This is a genomic window from Heyndrickxia coagulans 36D1, from assembly GCF_000169195.2.
GTDB classification, from domain to species: Bacteria; Bacillota; Bacilli; order Bacillales; family Bacillaceae_C; genus Weizmannia; species Weizmannia faecalis.
On sequence record NC_016023.1, the window covers coordinates 3,369,010 to 3,394,140 of the forward strand.

Genomic DNA, 25,131 nt, shown 5'->3' on the forward strand with positions numbered 1-25,131 from the left:
CTTTTTTCAATCGTTTTCTTCCGCAGCACCCTCTTCCGGTTCCTGCTTCCATACTTCTGCCACTGTCCCGTTCTCTTCTTCATCAATGGCAAATGAGCCATTTGAATAACGGTCATGGTCGCGCAAATCATGGAGCCGAATGTCTTCCTGATGCCCTTTTTCCGTGATGACCGAGACGGTTTCATCGTCGCCTGCAATCACGGCTCCGGCGATCCGGTGCGGATGGGCTTTTAATTCGCGCAGCATGATGACACCGCGTTTGGCCCGGCTTGTTTTGTCAAATTCGGACACTTTCATCTTCTTGACGGCTCCTCTTTGGGTGGCAATAAATACTTTGTCTTTTTCCGGATCTTCAATGATTTTCCCGCTAACGAGCCTGTCGCCTTCTTTTAGGTTCATGCCTTTTACCCCTGCTGCCCGCTGGCCGACAACGCTGATTTCCGCTTCATCAAACCGGAGCCCGTAACCGAGGCGGGAAGCGAGGAAGACTTCTTTCGAGCCGTCTGTCAGGTGAACATCGAGCACTTCATCATCGCCCTTTAAGTTGATTGCAACGAGGGCTTTCGAATAGCGCTGTGCCTGGTATTGCTGCAATTCCGTTTTCTTCGCCATGCCGTTTTTCGTGAAAAACAAAATAAACTGCGGCTGGTTGAAATCTTCAATCGGGAGCACTTTGATGATGCCTTCATCGCGTTCAAGCGTCACAAGATTGGAAACATGCTGCCCGAGATCTTTCCAGCGGATATCCGGCAGTTCATGGACCGGCAAATAGATATAGCTCCCTTTATTTGTGAAAAGCAGCACCGTCTGGACGGTATTGAGCTGCTGTTTAAAGAGCAGGCGGTCGCTATCTTTAATAGCAAGGTCCCGGCCGTTTGAAGCGGTATATGAACGGAGGCTTGTCCGTTTGATATAACCGTCTTTTGTAATGGTGACCATCACATCTTCATTCGGGATCATCGCTTCCAGATTGATTTTTAATTCCTGTATTTCCGCTTCAATCGTTGTCCTTCTGTTATCCGCGTATTTTTTCCGGATATCTCTCAGTTCTTTTTTGATCACCGTAAACAGTTTTTTCTCACTGGATAAAATCGCGAGATAGGTCTCAATTTTTTTCTCAAGGTCTGCCGCTTCATTCTCCAGCGTCGTAATATCCGTATTGGTCAGGCGGTAGAGCTGCAGCGTGACAATCGCTTCAGCCTGGGGTTCGGTAAAAGCAAACTTTGCGATTAAGTTCGCTTTTGCATCTTTTTTATCTTTGGATGCCCGAATCGCCGCAATGACTTCATCCAGGATGGAAAGTGCCTTCATCAGGCCGTCAACAATATGCTTGCGGTCACGCGCTTTTTTGAGATCGAATTCCGTCCTTTTTGTGACCACTTCTTTCTGGTGTTCAATATAAGCATCGAGCAGTTCACGGAGGCCCATCAGCTGCGGCCGACGGTTATGGATGGCCACCATGTTGAAATTGTATGATACCTGGAGATCGGTGTTTTTGAATAAATAATTCAGGACGCTATCTGCATCCGCATCTTTTTTCAGTTCGATCACAATCCGGAGCCCGGTCCGGTCGGTTTCATCGCGGACTTCAGATATGCCTTCCACTTTCCGGTCAATCCGGAGCTCGTCGATTTTTTTGACAAGATTGGCTTTATTGACTTCATAAGGAATCTCTGCGATGACAATCTGCTTTCGCCCGCCGCGGATCTCTTCGATCGATGTCCTGCCTCTTACGACCATTTTGCCTTTTCCGGTTTCATACGCTTTTTTAATTCCGTCAATTCCCTGGACAATGCCGCCTGTTGGAAAATCAGGGCCTTTTATGACCGTCATCAAATCTTCTACCGTACAGTCCGGGTTTTCCATCCGCATGATGGCCCCGTCAATGATTTCCCCGAGGTGATGCGGCGGAATTTCAGTTGCATATCCAGCCGAGATGCCGGTCGATCCGTTCACGAGCAGGTTGGGAAACCGGGCGGGCAGCACAACCGGCTCATTTGCGGTATCATCGAAATTCGGGATAAATTTAACCGTTTCTTTATCAATATCATGAAGGAGTTCGGATGCAATCGGAGCGAGCCTTGCTTCTGTATACCGCATAGCCGCGGCCGGGTCGCCGTCAATGCTCCCGTTATTGCCGTGCATCTCGATGAGCACGTTTCGCAGCTTCCAGTCCTGGCTCATCCGCACCATCGCTTCATAAACGGAAGAATCCCCGTGCGGATGGTAATTGCCGATGACGTTGCCGACCGTTTTTGCCGATTTCCGGAAATGCTTGTCAGCAGTGTTGCCCTCTACATGCATCGCATAAAGAATCCGCCGCTGCACCGGCTTCAGGCCGTCCCGCGCATCCGGAAGGGCACGATCCTGGATAATATATTTGCTGTACCGGCCGAAGCGGTCGCCCAGCACCTCTTCCAAAGGCAAATCTTGAAAACGTTCAGCCGTCTTCATCCGTTCATGTCCCCTTCCTCAATCATCAAATTCTCATTGTCTAAAATATTGGTGTCGTCTTCAAGCCCGAATTCCACATGGCTTTCAATCCATTGCCGACGCGGTTCGACCTTATCGCCCATAAGCGTGGTCACCCGCCGTTCAGCCCGGGCCGCATCATCAATACGGACACGGATCAAAGTCCGCGTTTCCGGATTCATCGTCGTTTCCCAAAGCTGGTCGGCGTTCATTTCACCGAGCCCTTTATAACGCTGCAGGATATAGCCACGCCCGACTTTTTTGATCGTTTCATCCAGTTCTTTTTCGGTCCAAGCATATTCCACGATTTCTTTCCTGCCGGTGCCTTTGCTGACTTTATAAAGCGGTGGCAGCGCGATGTACACTTTTCCCGCTTCAATCAAAGGCCGCATATAGCGGTAAAAGAACGTAAGAAGCAGCACCTGGATGTGGGCACCGTCCGTGTCGGCATCGGTCATAATAATGACTTTGTCGTAATTGACGTCTTCCAAATTGAATTCAGGGCCGACGCCGGCACCAATCGTATAAATAATGGTATTGATTTCTTCATTTTTAAAAATATCCGCAAGCTTTGCTTTTTCCGTATTGATGACTTTTCCGCGCAGCGGCAAAACAGCCTGGAATTTCCGGTCGCGCCCCTGTTTCGCAGAACCGCCCGCGGAATCCCCTTCAACGAGATACAGTTCGTTCCGCTGCGGATTGCGGCTTTGCGCCGGCGTCAGCTTTCCGGACAAAGTCGTTTCCGATTTCTTCCGCTTTTTGCCACTTCTCGCTTCTTCCCGTGCTTTCCTCGCTGCTTCCCTTGCCTGCGACGCCTTGATGGCTTTCCGGATTAAAAGATTGCTCGTATCCGGGTTTTCTTCAAGAAAATAAGAAAGGTGTTCCGAAACAATCGTATCAACTGCAGAGCGGGCTTCACTTGTGCCAAGTTTCCCTTTCGTTTGTCCTTCAAATTGGAGCAGTTCTTCCGGAATGCGGACGGAAATAATGGCGGACAGCCCTTCGCGGATATCCGTCCCTTCTAAGTTTTTATCTTTTTCTTTTAACAGCCCGGTTTTTCTTGCATAATCGTTCACGACGCGCGTCAATGCCGTTTTTGCCCCGGCTTCGTGCGTGCCGCCGTCTTTCGTGCGCACGTTGTTCACGAAAGATAAAATGTTTTCCGAAAAGCCGTCGTTAAACTGAAACGCAAATTCCGCTTCGATTCCGTTTGTTTCCCCCTCGATAAACACAACCGGATGGAGCACTTCTTTTCCTTCGTTCAAGTACTGGACAAAGGCTTCAATGCCGTTTTCGTAGTGGAACAGATCATGCCGCCCGAAACGTTCATCAGTGATTTCAATTTTTAACCCTTTTAAAAGAAAGGCCGATTCGCGCAGCCGTTCGCATAATGTATCGTAGTTAAAAGTGATGGTGCTAAAAATGGACGGGTCGGGTTTAAAATGGATCGTTGTGCCGGTCTTATTGGTTTTCCCGGTTTTCTCGAGCGTTGTTTCCGGTTTGCCGCCGTCACGGAAACGCTGTTCATACACGTAACCGTCGCGATGTATGGTAACAACAAGCCATTCCGACAGGGCATTGACGACGGACGCGCCGACACCGTGCAGGCCGCCGCTCGTTTTATAGCCGCCCTGCCCAAATTTTCCGCCGGCGTGCAAAATCGTCAAGATCACTTCTGTCGTCGGCTTACCGAGCTTGTGCATCCCGACCGGCATGCCGCGCCCGAAGTCCTGGACGCTGATGCTGTTATCTTTGTGAATGTTGACGATGATATGGTTTCCGTACCCGGACAACGCCTCATCCACCGCATTGTCGACGATTTCATAGACAAGATGGTGCAAACCGCGCGCATCGGTCGACCCGATGTACATGCCCGGCCTTTTCCTTACGGCCTCCAGCCCTTCCAGCACCTGGATTGCATCATCATTATATTCCAATATATTTTGTTTCTTCGCCACATCTATTCCCCTTTCAATTGCAAAGCACGTGCACCGGCGTTCATAAGAACAAATATTCGTTCTCATTATAACATCATTTGCCGTTTTTATCATACTCATTTTAACGATAAAACGGAATTTGTAAAAGGGCATGCGGAAGTGACGGGAACGGGAGGGGCAAAGCAACGGTTATAAAAACTTCTCCAGTAAACGGCCGTTTTATTGGGAAAATATAAAGAAAGCAAGCGCCCTTTAAGCTGGCGCCTGCTTGAAAAAGCCTATTTTGTCAGGGCATGTTCCACTTTAATGCAGCGGTTCATCACAACGGTATAGCCTTTTTCTTTTAAAAACCGGTATGCTTCCTCGTTTTCGATGCCGAGCTGCGCCCAGAAAACGTCCGCATCGATTTCATCAAACTCCCGTGCCAGCTCCGGCAAATATTCGGGCCGCCTGAAAATATCCACAATGTCCACATGGCCTTCGATATCTTTTAAGCTCGGGACAGCCTTTTCCCCGAGAATTTCCGTTGCTTTCGGATTGACCGGAATAATCTCATAGCCGGCATCCTGCATGGCTTTGGCTACCGTATAAGATGTTTTTTCCGGGTTATTGCTCAAGCCAACCACTGCAATTCGTTTTGCTTTTTGTAAAATTTCCCTGATTTCTTCCCTGCTCGGATTTTCGATTGCCATTTGATCAACACCTCTCCTTTCTTGTACTTTCGCCAGTCTGATCCCAACTTAAACATTCGCTTGATCTTTTCCAATTCCTGCTCGGTTAGAAAATCTGCACGGAATCGGCAAAAAATATTCCTCTTTCCTTTAAGAACATGCTACAATAAGCATAGATTTTTTCCAAGGAGTTTTGTACATGAATATTGTCCTGATGATCCTTTTGGCTTACCTGCTCGGCTCAATCCCGACAGGCCTGATCGTTGGTAAGCTTTTTTACGGTATAGACATCCGCGAACACGGCAGCGGAAATCTCGGTGCGACCAATACGTTCCGTGTGCTCGGGTTCAAAGCCGGCAGTGTCGTAACAGTGGTGGATATTCTGAAAGGGACAATCGCCACCTTATTGCCCCACTTTTTTGGCCTGGAGCATACGGTGCACCCGCTTTTAATCGGGATGATCGCTGTTATCGGCCATATGCTTCCGGTATTTGCCAAATTTAAAGGCGGCAAAGCGGTGGCAACTTCCGCCGGCGTTGTTCTTGCCTATCAATGGCCATTGTTTGTCATGGTCATCATCGTTTTTTTGATTACATTAAAATGGAGCAAATACGTTTCGCTTTCTTCTATCATGGCGGCTGTTTTTGGCATCCTGTATACGCTCATTTATATGATTGCAACACATGACTGGCCGCTGTTCGTCATCGTTCTGGCGCTTGCCTCTTTCATTATTTACCGCCATAAAGCCAATATTAAGCGGATTAAAAATAAGACCGAGCCAAAAGTCAAGTGGCTGTAAGGCAGCCATTGTTTCTAAATCTGATGTTTCCTATAACCCGGGGCCGGTAAACGAAGGCAAAAGGTTAGGGAAAAAACGTGCTTTGGTCTATAATGAAAATGTAAAAGGCAGTTGGAAGGAAGTGGCGGCATGAAAATGCACATTACAGATGAGGCAGTAAACTGGTTTAAAAGGGAACTGGAACTGGACGACGGCGAGTCCGTCCGTTTTTTTGCCAAATACGGCGGCTCCACGCCTGTCCAACACGGGTTTTCACTTGGTGTTCAAAAAGACGTTCCCGACGATCCGGTGGCGGCCGTTGAACGGAACGGCCATGCTTTTTTCATTGAAGGCACGGACGAATGGTATTTTGACGGCCATGATTTGTATATCGGGTATGACCCGAAACGGGATGAACCGGTATATGAATATAAAAAAGGTTAAAACCGGGATCATCCGGCAGCTTTTGCTTTTTTGCTGCCAGTGATGCCGGTTTTTCATTTTAAAAATTTTTTTGCTTCCGCAAGGCGCCCTTCTTTTTGCAAAATTTCTCGCTGCTTCCTGCCAAGCAGGTCGAAATGGCTGTAACCGTCTTTACGGACATGAATCCATTCTTTTTTCAGCTGGTAGCGTGCTCCCCATGCAGCGAGTTTCTCCAGATCTTTACAGCCGACTTTTGTGACCGATTTTGCGCCGGGGAAACGGTCGTCCAGCCAAAAATGCGTTAAAAACGCAATCTCCCCGCGGTCAATCGCCGCTTTCCACGCTTTAAGCTGGTTGCGGTGTATGCCAAAAGCCAAATCCATCCCCCCGCTTTATGATTTTTTTGCTTTTTCATATGCTTCATGCCATTTTGGGTAGAGGCGGCGGAACGAAACCGGTCGGAAGCTGTCTTTCTTTACGCAGACATGTGTTGAACTCGCGGCCACGGCAAGGTCGCCGGTTTCTGTGTAAATCTCATAGCCGTACGTTACGCGCAGCCCGTCATATGCATCGACCCATGTTTTTACGGTCACTGTTTCCCCGTAACGGGCCGGTTTTTTGTATGAAATTTGAATATCGATGACCGGCGACAAAATCCCGTCTTTTTCCATATCCGCATAACGGAAGCCAAGGTCTTCGATTAATTTCGTCCGCCCCACTTCCATCCAAATCAGGTAATTGGCGTGGTACACAACCCCCATTTGGTCTGTTTCTGCATACCGCACTTTGACTTCTGTTTCTGATACAAACATCCCGGACACCTCTTTCATATGTACAGTCAATTTTATTTTAGCATAAAGAAAATTCCCCCTCCTAAAAGGATGCCTGATACGGGGCCGGGAAAACTTCGGATGCACGCATGGTCGCAGCAAAAGGAGAGAAAAAACGGCCTTTCCGAGAGGGAAAAGGCGTGGTTCCAAAGAAACGCTGCTGTTTTCCGTCGAAAGGCCGTTTTCGTTTATTGCTGCTGTTTGTATGCGGCTTCGTCTTTTACCTCGGTTCTCATCGCTTCGAGGCTTTCACGGCGCCGCTCATTTTTTTCCTTTATTTGTTGGATTTGCGTTTCATCGCTTGTAACGGCAAGCGATTCTTCCGCGCTTTCCATGTTTTCGATCGTATTGTGGATCATGTTTTGCAGTTTTTCCACATTATCGCTGCGGTCGTCCGGTTTCGGTCGGTTATGCGCCATTGTGTTCTCCTCCTTCGGCTGTGAAAGCTACTCCCCTTTTGTCTGTATCACCTGGGCGTGCTGTCCCGAACGGTCCTGCATCTTCTTCCCCTTATTGCCGGAAAATCCGCGCGGCTGCGTGCCAAGATGATCGGGAACGAAATATTTGCTTTTCTTGTTTGGGTTGCCCATCCTATCTCCCCCCTCCTTATACATTTTCCCCAGGAGGAAAGCGGATTATGATTCACAAACAGTGGCTTATTCTGCTAATTTCATCTCGTGTTTCCGGTCCAGCCGTTCTTCTATCCGCATCAGCGCATCCCTGTCGCGCAACAGTTCCTGTTTATTTTCGGCAACAAGATCCGAAAGGGTCTTTTTATGGGTTTTTCTCATATTTGCCACTCCTTACAAGTATTTTTACTTAGTATGGGCAATTATGGGAAAAATTATAAATTTGATTCAAAAAAAGCTGCGGCTTTGGCCGCAGCTTTTTTAAACATTATGATTTTGATTTCACTTCATTTTTGGACTGCTGTAGTTTTTCGCGCAGCACCATTTGCAGGATGCCGCCGTGGCGGTAATAGTCAATTTCTACATCGGAATCGAAACGGACAAGCGCTTCAAATTCCGTTTTCTTCCCGTTTTCGTCGGTAGCCGTCACTTTTATCCAGTCATGCGGTTTAACATTTTCGTCAATATGGACATCAAATGTTTCTTTGCCGGATAAGCCGAGTGTGTCGGCATTTTCCCCTTTTTTGAACTGCAGCGGCAGCACGCCCATGAGAACGAGGTTGGAACGGTGGATCCGTTCAAAGCTTTCCGCAATCACGGTTTTAATGCCAAGCAGGTATGTGCCTTTTGCCGCCCAGTCGCGCGATGAGCCCATGCCGTAATCTTTGCCGGCAAGAACCACAAGGCCGGTGCCGTTTTCTTTATAACGCATGGCTGCATCATAAATCGACGTCACTTCATTCGTCGGCCAGTAAGTCGTGTAGCCGCCTTCCGTACCCGGTGCAATTTGGTTGCGGATGCGGATGTTGGCAAATGTTCCGCGCATCATGACTTCATGGTTGCCGCGACGGGAACCATAAGAGTTAAAGTCACGCGGTTCGACTCCTTTTGACAACAGGTATTTTCCGGCAGGGGTGTCTTTGCCGATCGCACCTGCAGGCGAAATATGGTCCGTTGTCACCGAATCGCCGAATTTGCCGATGACGCGCAGGCTCGACAGCGGCTGTACTTCGCCCGGTTCAGGCGAGAGATTTTCAAAGAACGGCGGATTTTGAATGTAAGTCGATTCTGCATCCCATGTATACAACGGTTCGTCGCTCGTTTCGATCGCATTCCACCGTTCATTGTCGGTAAAGACGTTTTCATATTGTTTGCGGAACAGTTCCGGCGTGACGACTTTTTGAACATTTTCTTTGATTTCATCCGCTTGCGGCCAAATATCCTTCAGGTAGACGTCTTGGCCGTCTTTGTCTTTGCCGATCGGGTCATGGTTTAAATCGATATTCACCGTTCCTGCGAGCGCATAAGCAACGACAAGCGGCGGCGAAGCCAGATAGTTGGCTTTGACAAGCGGATGGATCCGGCCTTCAAAATTCCGGTTCCCGGAAAGGACACTCGTTACGAGCAAATCATTGTCCATGATGGTTTTTTCAATTTCTTCCTTCAACGGACCGGAGTTTCCGATACAGGTTGTACAACCATAACCGACCAGGTTAAAGCCAAGTTGTTCGAGGTACGGCATTAAACCGGAGTCTTTTAAGTAGCCGGTCACGACTTTTGATCCAGGCGCAAGCGATGTTTTCACATATTTCGGCACTTCCAGCCCTTTTTCAACCGCTTTTTTCGCAAGCAGGCCGGCCCCGAGCATAACGTAAGGGTTTGAAGTGTTTGTGCAGCTCGTAATCGCTGCAATGGCGACTGCGCCGGTTTTTATCGCAGCTGTTTCGCCGTTGTTAAAATGGATCACAGCTTCTTTATCGAGCTCTTTTTCATCCAGTCCGAAACCTTGGTTGCCGGCAGGCGCCGTAATCGCTTTTTGGAAAGCAGACTGCATTTGCGATAACGGAATCAAATCCTGCGGGCGTTTCGGGCCGGAAAGGTTGGCTTCAATTTCAGAAAGGTTCAGTTCAAGCACATCCGTATAAACCGGGTCTTCTTTGTCCGGCGTAAAGAACATGCCGTTTTCTTTCAAGTAAGTTTCCACCACTTTTACATGTTCTTCGCTGCGGCCGGTTAAGCGCAAATAGGCAAGCGACTCATCGTCAACCGGGAAGAAACCGCAAGTTGCCCCGTATTCAGGCGCCATGTTTGCAATCGTCGCACGGTCTGCAAGCGGCAGCGTTGAGACGCCCGGGCCAAAGAATTCGACAAATTTGCCGACCACGCCTTTTTGGCGCAAAAGCTGGGTGACTTTTAACGCAAGGTCGGTTGCGGTTGCCCCGTTCGGAAGCGATCCGGTCATTTTTACGCCGATAACTTCCGGAATTGGGAAATACGAAGGCTGGCCGAGCATGCCGGCTTCCGCTTCGATACCGCCGACACCCCATCCGAGCACCCCGAGTCCATTGACCATTGTCGTATGGGAATCGGTCCCGACGAGGGTATCCGGATACGTTTCATATTCGCCGTTTTCCAGTTCTTTTTCATGGACGACACTTGCCAGATACTCAAGGTTTACCTGGTGGACAATCCCCGTTGCAGGCGGAACGGCACGGTAATTGTCAAACGCTTTTTGGGCCCAGTTTAAAAATTTATAGCGTTCGGCATTGCGTTTGAATTCAAAATCCATATTCACCTGAAGGGCATCCGGCGCACCGTATTTATCAACCTGAACCGAGTGGTCGATCACAAGGTCAACCGGTACTTCCGGATTGATTTTATCCGCGTTTCCGCCCAAATCAGCCATCGCTTTGCGGAGCGATGCAAGATCGACAACAACTGGAACACCGGTAAAATCCTGCAAAATAACGCGTGACGGCTTAAACGGGACTTCTTTGTCCTTTACTTCATCCGATCCCCATTTTGCCAAATCTTCAACATGTTCTTTCGTAATCGCGCGGCCGTCCATTTGGCGGAGCACCGATTCAAGCAGCACTTTAATCGAATAAGGCAGGCGCGACACATTGGCGATTCCTGCGTCTTGCAGCGCTGTTAGGCGGTAATAGTGATAGCGTTTCCCATTTACTTCAAAAATGGAACGCGCTTTAAAGACATCATTGGACATGTCTTTTCCCCCTTTGTCAAGATTCATATTTTCATCATTTAAAAGATTAACAGAATGATTCGTAAAAAACGCCTCACAGTTTCATCTTATTACAAGAAATGACATAAGTAAATAACAATAATATTATTGTGTGTGATAAGTTTTAATTATATCACCTGTCGTTTGGTTTGCAAAAAATTTATCGGCAAGGTATGATTTTTCCTTTATTCAACATACTGAAACTGTGGCCAGGGAGGTGAGCCTTGTGACAAGACAGAAAGCAAACCATATCCGGCCGGGCATGAATACGGCAAAAGCGCAAGGGAAAGGCGCCGGATACAATGAAGAATTTTCAAACGAGCCTTTAACGGAAAAAGAAAGACAGTTTAACAAAAAACGCAAGAAAAACCAGTAGCATGGGATGGCAAAGAAATCAGCTTTATGGGCTGATTTCTTTGTTTTGGCCATTGAGAATCTTTATCAATATAATATTAATGTTTTTCTTTAGATGGCCCAGTCCCCATTGCGGAATACCGGCACAACGGTTCCATCCTGCTTGATGCCGTCAATATTCATATCAGCAGAGCCGATCATGAAGTCAACGTGGACATTGGAGACATTCATGCCGTGTTTTAACAGTTCTTCTTCGCTCATTTTCGTGCCGCCCTGGATCGTTGTCGGATAGGCTGCACCAATGGCCAGGTGGTTCGAGGCATTCTCGTCAAACAATGTATTGAAAAATGTAATGCCGGACTGTGAAATCGGCGACGGATCCGGTACAAGCGCAACTTCCCCGAGCCCTGTTGCACCCTCGTTTTCAAACACGAGTTTTTTGATCGCTTCTTCGCCTTTTTCAGCAGAAATATCGACGATTTTCCCGTCTTTAAAGTGGACAACAATGCCTTCGATTAAAGTGCCTGCATAACTTAATGGTTTTGTGCTGCGCACGACGCCTTCCATCCTGTGCGTATCCGGTGCAGTAAACACTTCCTCCGTTGGCATATTGGCAATGAATTCTTCGCCTTTCGGGTTCACGCTGCCCGCACTGGCCCAAATATGGTTTTTCGGAAGGCCGAGTGTAAGGTCCGTCCCCGGCGCCGTATAATGAAGGGCATCGAATTGAATGTCGTTTAACTTCGCCGCTTTTTCATTTAACGTCTGTTTATGCTGTTCCCAGGCGGCAACCGGGTCGTCCGCGTAGACACGGCATGTTTTAAAAATCTGATCCCAAAGCGCATCGACTTGTGCTTCTTCGGTTTCTAAATCCGGGAATACTGCTTTTGCCCATCCGGCCCCCGCCGCTGCAGCAACCGTCCATTTGATATCGTCATTTTGCGTGGCAACCCGCTGCGCTTTGAAAGCTTTCGCTGCTGTATTTTGATAAGCGGCCACTTTGTGCGGATCGACATCATTGAGCAGGCCGGGATCGCTTGAAAGAATAGACAGCCGGCTCACTTTATGGTTAAGCACATGGTCTTCCGTCTCGGCAATTTTGTAATCCGGAATATGTGTCAGCACTTCCTGCGGCTGATTCAGATAATGCTGTTTTGTAATTTCATCATCCGACCATTCGACGATTACTTTTTCCGCGCCTAGTGCATACGCTTCTTTTACGACAAGGCGCGCAAGTTTTGCCTGGTCGACTGCAATATATACTTTTACCCAGTCGCCCTGCTTTACATTGATGCCCTTTGTCACGAGCAATTTCGCATATTTTTGTAAATTCTGTTCAAAATTTGGCAAAGCCATTTCGATTCCCTCCTGTTTATTATTTTTCATATGTATGAACCCCGCCCGGTCGCAGGCTTGATACCATTCTATATTATACCAGATCCGGGCGCAGATGAAAAAAAGCAGGGATCCTCCTCCCCGCTTTAATGCAAATCTGTATGTTTTACGATTGTATCCAAATCGCGCCGGAACTGTTCCAATTGCACCCGTTGCGTTTCGCTCGCCACTTCGAGTGCATTTTCGATCTCTTGGTACGTTTCGTTGATTTCTTCTTTCAAATGGGCGAGCTGGTGCCCGGCGTCTTCACTTCCCATCTCTACATTCTGCAAGATGTCTTCCGTCAAGGCCATGTGCTGCTCGGCCGCTTGGAACGCCTGCTGTTTGTCTTTATGGTAAGGCATTGTCATCTCTCCTTCAAACGATAGTATGTTCAATTTTTTTCATGGTATGCTGTATAACCGCTTTACAAAAAGCAAATTGTATAGTTGGAGGGATGAAAATGGTAAATAAAAACGACGGAAATGATATACGCAGAAACCAGCCAAAAGCAAACAACAGCGGGCAGCCGGAACCGTTAAGCGGCTCAAAAAAGGTTAAAAACCGGAATCATTCAAGGCAAAAGCACAATCCCGGGCATGATCTATAAACTTCAAACCAGAGGATTTCCCGCTTTCTCCTGAAAAGTTCCGCATATTTGTCATTTTAGACGTTTTAGAATACGCCTGCGCATGTTTAGTCTGGTACAAAAAAGGTAATAAGTACACCAAGTTCGATAAAAAGACATGAAACTTAAGTTAACAGGAGGAATGTGAAAATGTCGTTTATTCTATATTTAATCGTAGGTGGGATTATCGGATGGCTTGCAGGATTGATCATGGGCCGGGACATCCCAGGCGGAATTATCGGAAATATTATTGCTGGGATTGTCGGTGCATGGCTTGGCGGCGCAATTTTCGGGAATTGGGGGCCGCATATTGCAGGGATGGCCATCATACCTGCTTTAATCGGGGCCATCATTCTCGTCTTTGTGTTAAGCTTCATTTTAAGAATAGCAAGAAAAGCATAACAGTAAAAAAGGGCGGCCAGAACCGCCCTTTTTTACTTGCTTGCTTTTTCTAAACCTTCTTTTTGATAAAGGTGTACATAATGCATCACTTCGGACACGTATTTACGGCTGTGGTTATACGCAAAAACCGCTTTTTGAATCTGCCCGTTTGCCGCCCCGTTTTTCGACAAATAATTTGCCGCGCTGAAAATCGCATCTTTATCGTTAAACGGGTCTGCTTTCCCGTCCCCGTCCGCATCGACGCCATATCCTCCGTATTTTTTTATGACAGCCGGGTTCGTTTCTTCATTTTTCGGGATGTCTCCTTTTCCAAGGCCGCTGCATGACGGATGTTTCCAGCCGACAAATGTGCACGGCATAAATTGCATCGGGCCTTGGGCGCCGGCCGGCGAGACCATCGGCTTCATCGTTGAAAACCTGGTTTCCACCCGGTGATGAGCGGCAAGCACATACCAGGGAACCCCGTATATTTTCTCTGCTTCCAAATAGATGGACAAATATTTTTCAGGGATTTGGGGATCCGTTTTTTTCTGGATGTTCTCTTCGAAAATAAAATAGGCGCTTAACACGATGACCGGAATAAGCAGGACGATCCACGTTTTACCCCGGTTCCGCTTCTTTTTCTTCCATGTTTTGGGCATTTCCGTTTGAATCCTTTCGTCTTTCCGTTAAAACCTCTCCCCTTTATATTATCGAATGAAAAAGCCGAAATCCATAGAAAGATTCCGGCTTTTTCCCGCATGCATTACTGCACGCCTGCATAATGGTCTTGCAGCTGTTCACGCAATGCCCGTTTTAAAAACTTGCCGACAGACGTTTTCGGGATTTCTTTCATAAACAAAATGTCGTCAGGGACCCACCATGAGGCAAATTGTGTTTTTAAATAATCTTTTAGTTCCGCAGCCGTGATTTTGTTTTCATATTCGCTTTTTAAAACCACACAGCCGAGCGGGCGTTCCTGCCATTTCGGGTGGGGAACGGCAATGACGGCTGCTTCAAAGACCGCTTCGTGCGACATGAGAGCGTTTTCAAGTTCGACGGAAGAAATCCACTCGCCGCCGCTTTTAATCAGGTCTTTTGTCCGGTCGGTAATCTTTAGGTACCCTTCCTGATCCACGACTGCAATATCTCCGGTATACAGCCAGCCATCCCTGAATGCTTCCTGCGTACGCTCGTCATTGTAATATTCATCCGCAATCCACGGCCCTCTTACGATCAGTTCCCCCATTGTTTTTCCGTCCCACGGTACTTCTCCGTTCTCATTGACGACTTTCACTTCAACGCCGGGAACAGGCAGCCCGGTTTTTCCTCTCACATCCACCATTTCGTCCACGGTAAAATGATCCATGCTGCTTTTTAACGTGGCCAACGAAACAACCGGGGTCGTTTCCGTCATCCCGTAGCCGGTCATAAACGGCACTTTGTACGTTTCCTCGTAAGCACGGATCAATCCCTTAGGCGATGCCGCACCCCCGCTTACGATCAGGCGCAGGCTGCTGATATCATACGGCTTTTCCTGCAGCACTTTCAGCATGCCGATCCAAATCGTCGGGACGCCTGCTGTCATCGTGACTTTTTCTTTTTCAATGAGCTGTGCGAGAATTTCCGGTGTAAAAGAAGGCCCCGGCAGCACCTGGGTTGCCCCGAACCAAGTGGCTGCATAGGGAAGCCCCCAGGCATTGACATGAAACATCGGAACGACCGTCATGGCGATGTCGCGTTCCTGAACGCTGAGCTGGTCACTAAGCCCGAGCGCCATGCTGTGCAAATAAAGGCCGCGGTGGGAATAGACAACCCCTTTCGGATAGCCGGTTGTTGCCGACGTGTAGCACATCGCGGCTGGCGCATGTTCATCAAGGTCGTGTAAAAACGGATAACGCTCATCGCCTTCTTCCAGGATGGCTTCATAAGAGGAGACAGGAAACAAGGTAGTTTCCGGAACCGCCTTCTCATCGCTCATAATGATAAAATGCTCGACCGTTTTCAGGCGATCCCGGATTTTTTCAATCACCGGGACGAGATCTTCATCGATCAGCAAAATTTTATCTTCCGCATGGTTAATGACATGGGTGAGATGGTCTTCTGACAAACGGATGTTGACCATATGAAGGACAGCCCCGCGGCATGGCACGGCAAAATAGGCCTCCAAATGGCGGTGGTGGTTCCATGCAAACGTACCAACCCGGTCTCCTTTTTTCATCCCGAGTTTTTCCAGCGCACTGGCAAGCCGGCGTGTCCGTTTTGCAATTTCACGATACGGAATCCGCTGAATCCCGGTGTGTGTACGTGAAATGACATATTTTTCGGGAAAATAGCGTTCAGCCCTCTCGATCATAGTAGAAAGCAGAAGCGGTGTCTTCATCATCAGTATCTACCCCTTTAGCTGTAATATATGTTTATCCCGGTTTAGAACAACCATGGCAGGATAAAAGAAGTTAAAATGGCGGCCATCCCCATCGCCACCCCTGATACGGCACCTTGCAGTTCTCCTTCCTTCACGGCTTCCCCCGTTCCAATCCCATGGGAAATCGTGCCGAGCGCAAGGCCTCGTGATACCGGGTCGTGGACGCGCGCCAAAGTTAAGAGCTTCAGGCCGAACATGGCACCGATCATCCCGGTAATCATGACAAACCCCGCAACCAGCACCTCATTGCCGCCGATGATTTTTGCTACCTCGCTTGCAACCGGCACGGTGACGGATTTCACGGCAAGGGAAGCAAAAATATTGTGCGACAGCTGGAAAATTTTGGCCAGGGCGAGGGCGGTCCCGACAGTCAGCATGCTGCCTGAAAGAATGCCGCCGACAACCGGCAGAAAATAGCGCGCAAGAATCGCCCTGTTTTTATAAAGCGGCACAGCCAGCGCAACGGTGGCCGGGCCGAGAAAATAGGTCATGACCCCTTTTGCGGGAAGATACGCTTTATAGGATATATGGCTTGCGGCCAATAGCACGATCAATACCACCGTACTGAAAAATACAGGCGTTGTAAACGGGGAAGGAAACCTTCTCGATAACCGCAACGACAACAGGTAAACGAAAACGGTGATGAAAATGCTATAAAGTGTCACGGCGTAACTGCTGCTCATGGCTTGCCTCACGCCCCCTTGCCAAAAGTTGGGCGGACATCCCTGTCCCTACAATGCCGGCAACCGCGCTGACAGCTAGTATTACGATCAGCACCACGCCATTATGGAGGAAAAATGAACCGAGCGACATCAGCCCGACGGAAATCGGAATAAAAAAGAATGATAAATGTTTTAAAATCCACGTTGCGCCCGTATCGATCCACTGCAGCTTCAAAATGCCCGTGATCAATAAAAGAAACAGAACCAACATGCCAAATACATTCCCCGGAACCGGCAAATGCAGGATTTTGACCGCTTCCAGCCCGAATTCGTAAATGACCCAGAGCAAACCGATCTGCAATGCACCAATAACTGCTTTTTTCACGTTGCATACTCCCTTTTTGATTTGCTGTATTATTACAGTTCTTATTATACAAATATTCCATACAGATTTTAAATATCCTGTATGATTTTTTTAAAAAAAATCATTTTTCGCTTTTTCTCCCCGGTGTATAAAGGCAGCGGGCCGTCCGCATCCTATAAAGGGAGGGAATCCGCATGCCAAAACGAAAAAGAAAACCGCTTATCGCAGAATCAAGAAGCGCGCTTGACCGGTTCAAAACCGAAGTCATGGCCAAAGAAGGGTATCGTACTGATACGGATCAACCTGACGATATCAAATACGAGGTAGCCAGTGAACGCGGCATTCCGCTTCAAAAGGGCTATAATGGCAAACTGACGGCTGAACAGGCCGGAAAAATTGGCGGGCCGATCGGCGGAAACATGGTGAAAGAACTGGTCCGGATGGCGCAGGAACAATTAAAGAAACAGTAAAACGGGCAGAGAATTTCCCTGCCCGTTTGTTATAGTACAGATTCGCTTCGCATGCCGATTTACCCGGCTGCTTCCGTTCCGCCTGAATGTTGCATTTGGTACATTTGATAATACTTTCCTTTTCTTTCCATCAGCTCTTCATGGCTGCCGCGTTCCACAATCTGGCCACGGTCCAGCACCAAAATCTGGTCGGCATTTTTGATGGTGGAAAGCCGGTGGGCAATGATAAAAGTGGTCCTTCCTTTTTTCAGGACATCCATGGCATGCTGGATGGCCAATTCCGTTTCCGTATCAATATTGGATGTCGCTTCATCAAGAATTAAGATGGCCGGGTCAAAAGCAAGTGCACGGGCAAACGAAATGAGCTGGCGCTGCCCGCTCGATAAAGTGCTCCCCTTTTCAAAGACCGGTTCATCAAGCCCTTCTTCCAGATTTCCGAGCACTTGATCGGCGCCGACCGCTTTTAACACGGCAGCCGCTTTTTCTTTTGTAATGCGCGGGTCCCCGAGGCTGACATTTGAATAAATCGTGCCGGTAAACAAATACGGGTCCTGCAGCACGATCGCCATATGTTCACGGACGGACTGCCGCGGAAGCGACCGGATATCCGTCCCGTCAATCCGGATTTCTCCTTCATTGCAGTCGTAAAAACGGAACAGCACATTCATAATCGAACTTTTTCCGGATCCGGTATGGCCGACAAGCGCGACCGTTTCACCCGGCTTTGCCTCAAAGTCAATGTCTTTCAGCACATATTCGTTTTCTTTGTAGCCGAAATAGACGTGGCGAAACTCCACATGCCCTTTAAAGCGCGGTACGGATTTTGTCCCCACATCCTCGCCTTTTTCATCCAGCAGCCTGAAAACCCGTTCCCCGGCAACAAGCGCCTGCTCAAGATTGCTGAACTGGTTGACAATATTGCTGATCGGGTTAAACAGCCGGTTAATATAGTCCACATAGGCATACAAAAGGCCGACGGAGAGCCCGGCTGACAAACCGGAAAGGGCGCTGTGCCCGAAATACCAGAGAAACGCCACAAGCACGAGATTTTTTAAAATGCCGGTTAAATTATGGGCCGACAAGGCGTTTAACACCAGCATTTTGTTCTGGTATTTAAAATGCGTCCGATTCAGCTGTTCAAAGGTTTCCTTCGTTTGCTTTTCGCGCCGGAAAGCCTGGATGACCGGCATGCCCTGGATCGACTCATTGATCATGGCATTCATTTCGCTCACTTTCGAACGGATCATCCGGTTGTACTGCTGGGCAAACTTCCGGTATACCCGCATCCACAGCCATAAAATTGGCATTAACAACAGGCAGACAAGCGCAAGTTTCCAGTCGAGCAAAAACATTGCAATATAAATGCCGGCAATATAAACCAGGCCGCTGAAAAAGTTTGACAGCACAGCCACATACAATTCGTGGATGGCTTCCGTATCATTGGTGATGCGCGAGACAATCTTTCCGGCCGGCAGGTTGTCAAAAAATGGGATCGGCAATTTTTGCAAGTGGATAAAAAGGTCATTCCGCATTTTCTGGATAATCCGGTTTGCAGCTTTTTGCAAATAAAAATATTGCGTAAACTGGCCGAATCCCGACACAACATAAAGGCCGAAATACAAGATTAACAGTTTCAAAATATACGGGATTTCCGGGCTGTAAAAGCGGAGCACGCCCGCATAGGATATCTTTTCCGCCCGGTAAGAAGCCGTTTTGCCATTATAGGTCATATACAGTTTTCCGTCCCGGTACGTATTTTTCCCGCCGGTTTCAACACGGCCTTTTACGAAATAAAAGTTTCTTCCTGCCTGGACAATCGTCCGCTTCTTCCCTTTTTTCTCCTCAGCGGAAGCATAAACAAGCCGTTTGTAATGGCGGCCGTGATAAGAAACCGCCTGGCGGGCATCATGGGTCTCCACCCATACGCTTTCAATGCCGGTGATATGGCGGTCAATCATCGTTTTTGCCACGATCGGGCTGAACACATCCGCCCCAACGGCAACCATAAGGGCCGCGAGCGCAATCAAAATGGAACGTTTAAAGTTCATCGCATAGCGGAAAAGCCGTTTTGCAACCATTATGCTTCCACCTCCTCACGGGACATGAGCTGTTGGCGCATATACTGTTCGTAATACCAGCCCTTGTTTTTCAACAGCTGTTCGTGCGCCCCTTCCTCCGTGATCCGGCCGTTATCGAGGACGACAATCCACTGGGCGTGTTCAATCGCCGACAGCCGATGGGTCGCGATGATGGTCGTTTTGTTTTTCCGCTCTTTTCGGATGTTCGAAATAATGGCCGCCTCGGTTTTAGCATCCACAGCGGACAGCGCGTCATCCAGGATCAAAATTTCCGGATCTTTTATGACCGCCCGTGCAATCGAGATCCGCTGTTTCTGCCCGCCTGATAAAGCGACCCCTTTTTCACCGACAAGCGTTTCAAGTCCGTCCGGGAGCATCTCGATATCTTTTTCAAGTGATGCAGTCCGGATCGCTTTTTGCAGTTCCGCTTCCCCGGCCGAATCGGTACCGAACAGGATGTTTTCTTTCACCGTTCTGGAAAAAAGCACATGGTCCTGCGGCACATACCCGATCCAGCTTAATACTTCCTCTTTGGTCAATTGTTCAATTGGAACACCGGAGACAAGCAGCCGGCCGCTTCCAAGCGGATATTCGCGCAACAGTTGTTTGATCAGCGTTGTTTTCCCGCTGCCGGTTTTACCGGTGATCCCGATCGTCTCCCCTTTTTTGATCTTTAAATGAATATGCTTCAGGTTCTCTTCCCGCGATTTTGGATAGCGGAAAGTATAATCGGCAAATTCTATGATATCCGGCTGTTCAACCGTTTTCGGGGCTTCCGGGTCTTTTACATCTTCCACATGCCGCAACGTTTCATTTACACGGTCAAGTGAAGCATTGCCGCGCTGCATGACATTCATCAATTCCCCAATCGCAAACATCGGCCATGTCAGCATGCCCAAATAGACATTAAAGGAAACAAGATTTCCGAGTGTAATTTGCTGGTGAAAAACGAGATAAGTGCCGTAAGCAAGGCCGATCGTGTAACTCATCCCGGTAATGATTTTTGTCAGCGGATTAAAAAGCGCGTCAATTTTTTCGACCGCAATGTTTTTTTGATAAACGTCTTCCGTCATCGACTGGAATCTTGTTTCGTCCGCTATTTCCTGGTTATAGGCACGGATGACGCGGACACCGGCAACCGATTCCAGCACCCGGTTATTTAAATCCCCAAAGGCGTCCTGGGCAACAGTAAAACGTCTATGAATTTTCTCTCCCAGCACTTTAATGCCGGCTGCCAGAAACGGAAGCGGCAAGATCGAAACAAGCGTTAACTTCCAGGAGATCAGCACGGCCATGGTCAGAATAATGGTCAGCATATACATGGTTGAATCAACAAGCGTCAGAATCCCGAAACCCGCTGTCTGGGACACCGCCCGCAAGTCATTCGTCGCCCGCGCCATTAAGTCGCCCGTACGATTCCGCTCAAAAAAAGGAGGCGCCATTTTTAAAAAATGATTCATTAACCGGGACCGCAGCATTTTTTCCACGATAAACGCCCCGCCAAACAAGTTATACTGCCATATATAGGTCAGGCCGTAAAGGGCAGCTGCAATCGCCAGCATGACGCCGATGTAGAGGGAAAAAATGTGTGCTGTCATTTCCCCGGTGAATATTTTATCAATGGAATCGCCGAGAATCATCGGCGGGAGCACTTCCAACAAGTTAACAATTGAAAGCGCAAGCACTGCAATCGCATATCTTTTCCAATAGGCTTTAAAAAACCACCCTAATTTCCCCAATACACTAAACAAACCGTCGTCCTCCTCCCGTCATTTCTGTCTCTATCCGCCTTCTTTCTCTCCGTAAGACAACAGTAAAACCGGATGATGCTTCATCTTGTTCATCCCCTTTTTCAAAATGTGCATCGCCTGATGGCTGGCCAATTTAAAAAGCACTGCCTTTCAACATAAAAAAAATCAATGATGATGGTGATGACCGTGTTCGCGTTCAATCCTCGGGTTTGTAATGACGAATTCTTCCTGCGGCACGTAAAAATACTGGATCCAGATGCCGTCCAAATACGGCTCGCGTGAATCAAGTAAAATATCAATGCCCTTATCCGTTTTGACAATTTCATCATGTTCTCCCGGTGTATCCAGCGTGATGTCGTAATGGGCATGGTCGCCGTGCATCTCGGTCACAAAGACGCGGATCATTTTTCCTTCCGCATCTTCCTCCTCCAATATTTTTTTAAACATTTTTGCGGCATTCCGATTGATTTTAACGTTCATGTTCCTACCTCAATTCTTCTTGTTTTTGTTTCTTTATTATGACAGAAAAAACGGAAATCGCAAACTGGAATGCTTCACGTAAAGGGTTGAAGCATTCTTACAGGACAAACCGCTTTTGTTTCATTGCTGGGGTTCAAGTTTACTAAGCAGGTGCTTTCCGGCAGTTTTGGCTGGTTTTGCGGCTTGGGAGAGCACTCAGGATGGCTTGTTTCAGCTGCACGAAAAAGGCGGGCTTAGAAAAGCGGACCTTCACTGACATAATATTTGCACCCCCGAAATATTTGTTGTATGATACTTCTGTTTTGAATGGACGTGGAAGACAAGGTAAAAGATATGCTCTAGAAAGAAGGCTTTCATCTGAAGCGAGGAGGATTGTGATGCCTTTATCGAAAAGAACGGTTTTTTTAACAGCCATTGCATCTGGTACGATGCTGAACCCGCTGAATTCATCGATGATCTCGCTCGCCCTTCACAGCATTCAAAAAGATTTCCATTTGAGTTTTTCAACTGTGTCGTGGCTCATTTCATCCTTTTATTTGGCAAGCGCGGTCGCCCAGCCTGTGACCGGAAAAATCGGCGATATGATCGGGCGCAAAAAAATGTTTCTTGCAGGGCTTTTGCTTGTTGCCGTTTCGGCAATCGGTGCGCCGCTTGCCCCGGCCTTTTTCGTGCTGCTGCTCATGCGGCTTTTCCAATCGATCGGTTCCAGTGCTATTTATCCGTCCGGTGTCGCACTGATTCGTACCCATATTCATGAAAACCAAGCCTCTGCGCTTGCTGTTTTGTCCATTTTTGCGTCTGCCATGACGGCGCTCGGACCGACTGCCGGCGGAATTTTAATCGGGATTGGCGGCTGGCCGTCGATTTTTCTCGTGAACTTCCCTTTTATCGTGATTAGTTTTCTACTTGGCTGGTTTATCTTCCCGAAAGATCCGGAGAACAGACATGCTTCTTTCAAAGATGTTGTGCACGAGCTCGACTGGACCGGCATTTTCTTATTTGCGGCCGGGCTTGTACTGCTTCTGTATTTTCTGTTGGAACTGGAGTCGGCTGTCCATATTTGGACGGGTGTGGCAGGCATTGTGCTGCTTGTCCTATTTGTGATCTATGAAGCCAGAACAGGCCGCCCGTTTATTGATGTCCGCTTTTTATCCAAGCACCGTTCCCTTTCTGTTGTGTATTTGCAATTCATCGTGCTGAATTTATTTAATTACTGCTTATTCTTCGGACTGCCGAGCTTCTACCAGGACGGGCTTCATTTCAGCGTGCACACAAGCGGGTTCATGATGCTCTTTATGTCCGGCGCAAGCATCCTCATTTCCCTCGTTTCGGGTAAATGGATTGACCGTGCCGGAACCGCCGGACCGATCCGGATCAGTGCTTTGACTATGATTGCCGGCGCCGTTTTCATGGCCGTTTTCTTTATCCATGCCTCGGTCTGGCTGATGGGTGTGATCCTGTTTATCCTCGGTATCGGTTACGGGATCGGCAATGTTGCGCTGCAGGCGGCAATGCTGAACGAATCGCCTGAAGCCATGGTTGGCACAAGCTCCGGCCTTTTCCAAACATGCCGGTATTTAGGCTCGATCCTGTCATCGGTCGTGCTCGGCGTTGTGTTCGCAAGCGGCATGTCAACAGCCCGTTTTCTTATCCTGTCAGCTGTTTTAGTTGCAGTGAGCGCATTTTTCTTTCTCCTCAGCTTAAAAACTGCGCGTGCCCGGGCGGTATAAAATAGAGGAAGGTAACGGCTTTTGAGACCCCGTCATCAAAGCATACAACTTACTAATGTATTATGCATCCAAATGCTGCTTTTCTTTGTCAAATTTTATTTTACGGATGAGGTCAGGGGTGTCATACGCCTGGCCTTTTTCTCTAAGCATCTGATTCCGCCTTTCCAGCTTTTTCTTTCACCCACTGGATATCGTTTTCAATGGAATCCAGAAAAAGCTTGCACTCGAAAGCTGATTCAATGTATAGAGAAGGCAGCTTGACGCATTTTCACAGATACACCATTCTTCTATATATTGAGACAAAGTCAAAATTGGATTCGTTCAGCAAGCCCTTATTTATTGTAATGGTATATAATGGAGTATAACTGTAGAGTCGAATAGAGGTGATCATTTTGTCATCAAAAAAGACGAATTTCTTTGTGGTTTCATTGATTTTTTCCTTGTTTTCGTTTTTTTTATCAGCAGGTGTACAAGACCTACTTACGATCATACACAATCCGATTATTTCCTTTTCGATACCTTATATATTGGCAATCGTGAGTATTATCTATCTGTTCATTGGATATATAAAACTGGCTAAATCCAAATCATCGAAACACTTGAAATTTGTTCCGATTCTAACCATCATCCTCATTGTGTTGAGTATTTTGATTAACAGCTTTCTTTTGGTTGCAATTACTTCGGGCATTTAAGCGTCATTCAACTACGAAAATGAAGCCTATCAAAAAAGAGATGATTCGAGGCATCGATGTTCCTTTTACAACCTTCAAGAAGAAAACTGCGTGTGCACGAGGGGTAACGGAAAAAGCGCGGCAAAAGGAAGCATGCCACGCTTTTTCGTTATCGGATCTTTTTTGCCCATACAGAAAGCAACCCAATGCTCATCCAAACAAGAGAAAACAGGAACGCAATGCCCGAAAACGCTAAAATATATAAATTATAAGCCGAGATGCGCGCAATCAGGCCGTTTGTCCGGAATCCGAAGAGAAAACCGGCCACATTCAGGAAAACAAGAAAACCAAAAATTGACAGGCAGCCGTTCCATGCCCCTTTTAAATCCGCGGTGCTCAACGAAATATGCGCGGAAATGCAAATGCCGGCAATAGCAAAAATCCAAAAACGGGGGTTCATTAAGTTTTCGATTGAAAAAAGATGACTAGCGAGTGCGCCGATGGAATGGCCAAAAAATGCAAAGAAACTTTCGAGGCCGGAATACGGATGAAGACCTGCCCTGATTGCCTGCATGAACGGCCGGTATGTATCCGGCAATAGCACATACATGCCTAGCGACAAAATCAAAATGCCGATATACACCGGGGCAGTTCCAATGAAAAAATTTCCGATTTTTTGGTAAACGCTGTCCGGGTTGTATTGGTGGCTTACATACCCAAGCGTGCCATCACCGCTTTTCAGCTGGAGCCATTTGATCTCGACAATTTCATGCCTAAAAATGCCGCACATCAAGGCATGGCTAAATTCATGGACCGGCGTACCGAGCCATGCCGTCACCGCAATCCCCTTCCACCCGAAAACGTGGTAAATGAAGGCCGTTGCCCGCTTTTCCAAAAAACCGAGCACAAACCCGACCACAATGATCGTTCCAAGCAGGTTGAAAAGTTCAACCGTACTTAAAAGCAGAATATGTAAAAAGGTTTGCAAATCTCCACCTCTT

The 25,131-nt window shown here is 47.7% G+C and carries 26 protein-coding genes; 7 read left to right on the top strand and 19 right to left on the bottom strand.

Annotation, left to right across the window (positions count from 1 at the left end; genetic code table 11):
- Window positions 1-6: 6 nt before the first annotated feature.
- The 3 genes from parC to BCOA_RS33460 form a co-directional block, all read right to left on the bottom strand.
- A complete protein-coding gene (parC, locus tag BCOA_RS33450) occupies window positions 7-2,454 on the bottom strand; it encodes a DNA topoisomerase IV subunit A (RefSeq protein ID WP_014098350.1) in 2,448 nt (815 codons plus the stop codon).
- On the bottom strand, window positions 2,451-4,430 hold the full coding sequence (gene parE, locus BCOA_RS33455) for a DNA topoisomerase IV subunit B (protein ID WP_026683453.1): 1,980 nt from the start codon (window positions 4,428-4,430) through the stop codon (window positions 2,451-2,453). Before parE ends, parC begins: the two co-directional genes overlap by 4 nt.
- Before the next feature lie 257 nt (window positions 4,431-4,687).
- On the bottom strand, window positions 4,688-5,101 hold the full coding sequence (locus BCOA_RS33460) for a CoA-binding protein (protein ID WP_014098352.1): 414 nt from the start codon (window positions 5,099-5,101) through the stop codon (window positions 4,688-4,690).
- Between the two features lie 178 nt (window positions 5,102-5,279).
- Between BCOA_RS33460 and plsY the strand changes: the two genes are divergently transcribed.
- A complete protein-coding gene (gene plsY, locus BCOA_RS33465) occupies window positions 5,280-5,879 on the top strand; it encodes a glycerol-3-phosphate 1-O-acyltransferase PlsY (RefSeq protein ID WP_014098353.1) in 600 nt (199 codons plus the stop codon).
- Window positions 5,880-6,008: 129 nt separating this feature from the next.
- Window positions 6,009-6,302: a HesB/YadR/YfhF family protein gene (locus BCOA_RS33470; RefSeq protein ID WP_014098354.1), complete on the top strand. Its 294-nt coding sequence runs from the start codon at window positions 6,009-6,011 to the stop codon at window positions 6,300-6,302.
- Between the two features lie 53 nt (window positions 6,303-6,355).
- On the opposite strand, the gene BCOA_RS33475 is transcribed toward BCOA_RS33470, so the two are convergent.
- The 6 genes from BCOA_RS33475 to acnA form a co-directional block, all read right to left on the bottom strand.
- Window positions 6,356-6,658 carry a hypothetical protein gene (locus BCOA_RS33475; protein WP_014098355.1) on the bottom strand — a complete coding sequence of 101 codons (303 nt, stop codon included), beginning with the start codon at window positions 6,656-6,658 and terminating at the stop codon, window positions 6,356-6,358.
- 15 nt (window positions 6,659-6,673) lie between these two features.
- Window positions 6,674-7,093 carry an acyl-CoA thioesterase gene (locus BCOA_RS33480; RefSeq protein WP_014098356.1) on the bottom strand — a complete coding sequence of 140 codons (420 nt, stop codon included), beginning with the start codon at window positions 7,091-7,093 and terminating at the stop codon, window positions 6,674-6,676.
- A 206-nt stretch (window positions 7,094-7,299) separates the two neighbouring features.
- Window positions 7,300-7,530 (bottom strand): small acid-soluble spore protein Tlp, encoded by a 231-nt coding sequence (gene tlp, locus BCOA_RS33485; protein WP_013859310.1) that lies wholly within the window; start codon window positions 7,528-7,530, stop codon window positions 7,300-7,302.
- Between the two features lie 27 nt (window positions 7,531-7,557).
- Window positions 7,558-7,701: an acid-soluble spore protein N gene (locus BCOA_RS33490; RefSeq protein ID WP_014098357.1), complete on the bottom strand. Its 144-nt coding sequence runs from the start codon at window positions 7,699-7,701 to the stop codon at window positions 7,558-7,560.
- A gap of 66 nt (window positions 7,702-7,767) precedes the next feature.
- The gene (locus BCOA_RS34905) at window positions 7,768-7,902 is read right to left on the bottom strand and encodes an FbpB family small basic protein (RefSeq protein WP_014098358.1); all 135 of its coding nucleotides are present in this window, start codon (window positions 7,900-7,902) and stop codon (window positions 7,768-7,770) included.
- Between the two features lie 106 nt (window positions 7,903-8,008).
- A complete protein-coding gene (acnA, locus tag BCOA_RS33495) occupies window positions 8,009-10,744 on the bottom strand; it encodes an aconitate hydratase AcnA (protein ID WP_014098359.1) in 2,736 nt (911 codons plus the stop codon).
- Between the two features lie 244 nt (window positions 10,745-10,988).
- On the opposite strand from acnA, the gene sspO reads away from it, so the two are divergent.
- A complete protein-coding gene (sspO, locus tag BCOA_RS33500) occupies window positions 10,989-11,138 on the top strand; it encodes a small acid-soluble spore protein O (RefSeq protein ID WP_014098360.1) in 150 nt (49 codons plus the stop codon).
- Window positions 11,139-11,227: 89 nt separating this feature from the next.
- Here sspO and BCOA_RS33505 read toward each other — a convergent pair whose 3' ends face one another.
- Together BCOA_RS33505 and BCOA_RS33510 are read right to left on the bottom strand one after the other, a co-directional pair.
- Entirely contained in the window at window positions 11,228-12,472 is a 1,245-nt protein-coding gene (locus BCOA_RS33505) for an aminopeptidase (RefSeq protein WP_014098361.1), read from the bottom strand.
- A 125-nt stretch (window positions 12,473-12,597) separates the two neighbouring features.
- Entirely contained in the window at window positions 12,598-12,855 is a 258-nt protein-coding gene (locus tag BCOA_RS33510; RefSeq protein ID WP_014098362.1) for a hypothetical protein, read from the bottom strand.
- A gap of 98 nt (window positions 12,856-12,953) precedes the next feature.
- Here BCOA_RS33510 and BCOA_RS34910 point away from each other — a divergent pair, with 98 nt between their 5' ends.
- Window positions 12,954-13,100 (top strand): small acid-soluble spore protein P, encoded by a 147-nt coding sequence (locus BCOA_RS34910; RefSeq protein ID WP_014098363.1) that lies wholly within the window; start codon window positions 12,954-12,956, stop codon window positions 13,098-13,100.
- Between the two features lie 168 nt (window positions 13,101-13,268).
- Window positions 13,269-13,520, top strand: a complete 252-nt coding sequence (locus BCOA_RS33515) for a GlsB/YeaQ/YmgE family stress response membrane protein (protein ID WP_013859301.1) — start codon at window positions 13,269-13,271, stop codon at window positions 13,518-13,520.
- Window positions 13,521-13,552: 32 nt separating this feature from the next.
- Here BCOA_RS33515 and BCOA_RS33520 read toward each other — a convergent pair whose 3' ends face one another.
- The 4 genes from BCOA_RS33520 to BCOA_RS33535 all read right to left on the bottom strand — a co-directional run bounded on the left by BCOA_RS33520 (window position 13,553) and on the right by BCOA_RS33535 (window position 16,971).
- Window positions 13,553-14,161 carry a lytic transglycosylase domain-containing protein gene (locus BCOA_RS33520; protein ID WP_014098364.1) on the bottom strand — a complete coding sequence of 203 codons (609 nt, stop codon included), beginning with the start codon at window positions 14,159-14,161 and terminating at the stop codon, window positions 13,553-13,555.
- A 104-nt stretch (window positions 14,162-14,265) separates the two neighbouring features.
- Window positions 14,266-15,885 (bottom strand): long-chain fatty acid--CoA ligase, encoded by a 1,620-nt coding sequence (locus BCOA_RS33525; protein ID WP_014098365.1) that lies wholly within the window; start codon window positions 15,883-15,885, stop codon window positions 14,266-14,268.
- A 41-nt stretch (window positions 15,886-15,926) separates the two neighbouring features.
- The gene (locus BCOA_RS33530) at window positions 15,927-16,607 is read right to left on the bottom strand and encodes an LrgB family protein (protein ID WP_014098366.1); all 681 of its coding nucleotides are present in this window, start codon (window positions 16,605-16,607) and stop codon (window positions 15,927-15,929) included.
- The gene (locus BCOA_RS33535) at window positions 16,576-16,971 is read right to left on the bottom strand and encodes a CidA/LrgA family protein (protein WP_014098367.1); all 396 of its coding nucleotides are present in this window, start codon (window positions 16,969-16,971) and stop codon (window positions 16,576-16,578) included. Before BCOA_RS33535 ends, BCOA_RS33530 begins: the two co-directional genes overlap by 32 nt.
- Before the next feature lie 173 nt (window positions 16,972-17,144).
- On the opposite strand from BCOA_RS33535, the gene BCOA_RS33540 reads away from it, so the two are divergent.
- Window positions 17,145-17,420, top strand: a complete 276-nt coding sequence (locus BCOA_RS33540) for an alpha/beta-type small acid-soluble spore protein (protein WP_014098368.1) — start codon at window positions 17,145-17,147, stop codon at window positions 17,418-17,420.
- 59 nt (window positions 17,421-17,479) lie between these two features.
- Here BCOA_RS33540 and BCOA_RS33545 read toward each other — a convergent pair whose 3' ends face one another.
- From BCOA_RS33545 to BCOA_RS33555, 3 genes are all read right to left on the bottom strand, one after another.
- Window positions 17,480-19,498: an ABC transporter ATP-binding protein gene (locus tag BCOA_RS33545; protein WP_014098369.1), complete on the bottom strand. Its 2,019-nt coding sequence runs from the start codon at window positions 19,496-19,498 to the stop codon at window positions 17,480-17,482.
- On the bottom strand, window positions 19,498-21,249 hold the full coding sequence (locus tag BCOA_RS33550; RefSeq protein ID WP_014098370.1) for an ABC transporter ATP-binding protein: 1,752 nt from the start codon (window positions 21,247-21,249) through the stop codon (window positions 19,498-19,500). The genes BCOA_RS33545 and BCOA_RS33550 overlap by 1 nt, the downstream gene beginning before the upstream one ends.
- 165 nt (window positions 21,250-21,414) lie before the next feature.
- Entirely contained in the window at window positions 21,415-21,729 is a 315-nt protein-coding gene (locus BCOA_RS33555; RefSeq protein WP_013859293.1) for a heme biosynthesis protein HemY, read from the bottom strand.
- Window positions 21,730-22,106: 377 nt separating this feature from the next.
- On the opposite strand from BCOA_RS33555, the gene BCOA_RS33560 reads away from it, so the two are divergent.
- Window positions 22,107-23,459: an MFS transporter gene (locus tag BCOA_RS33560; protein WP_014098371.1), complete on the top strand. Its 1,353-nt coding sequence runs from the start codon at window positions 22,107-22,109 to the stop codon at window positions 23,457-23,459.
- Window positions 23,460-24,299: 840 nt separating this feature from the next.
- Here BCOA_RS33560 and BCOA_RS33570 read toward each other — a convergent pair.
- The gene (locus tag BCOA_RS33570) at window positions 24,300-25,118 is read right to left on the bottom strand and encodes a hypothetical protein (RefSeq protein WP_014098373.1); all 819 of its coding nucleotides are present in this window, start codon (window positions 25,116-25,118) and stop codon (window positions 24,300-24,302) included.
- Between the last annotated feature and the right edge of the window lie 13 nt (window positions 25,119-25,131).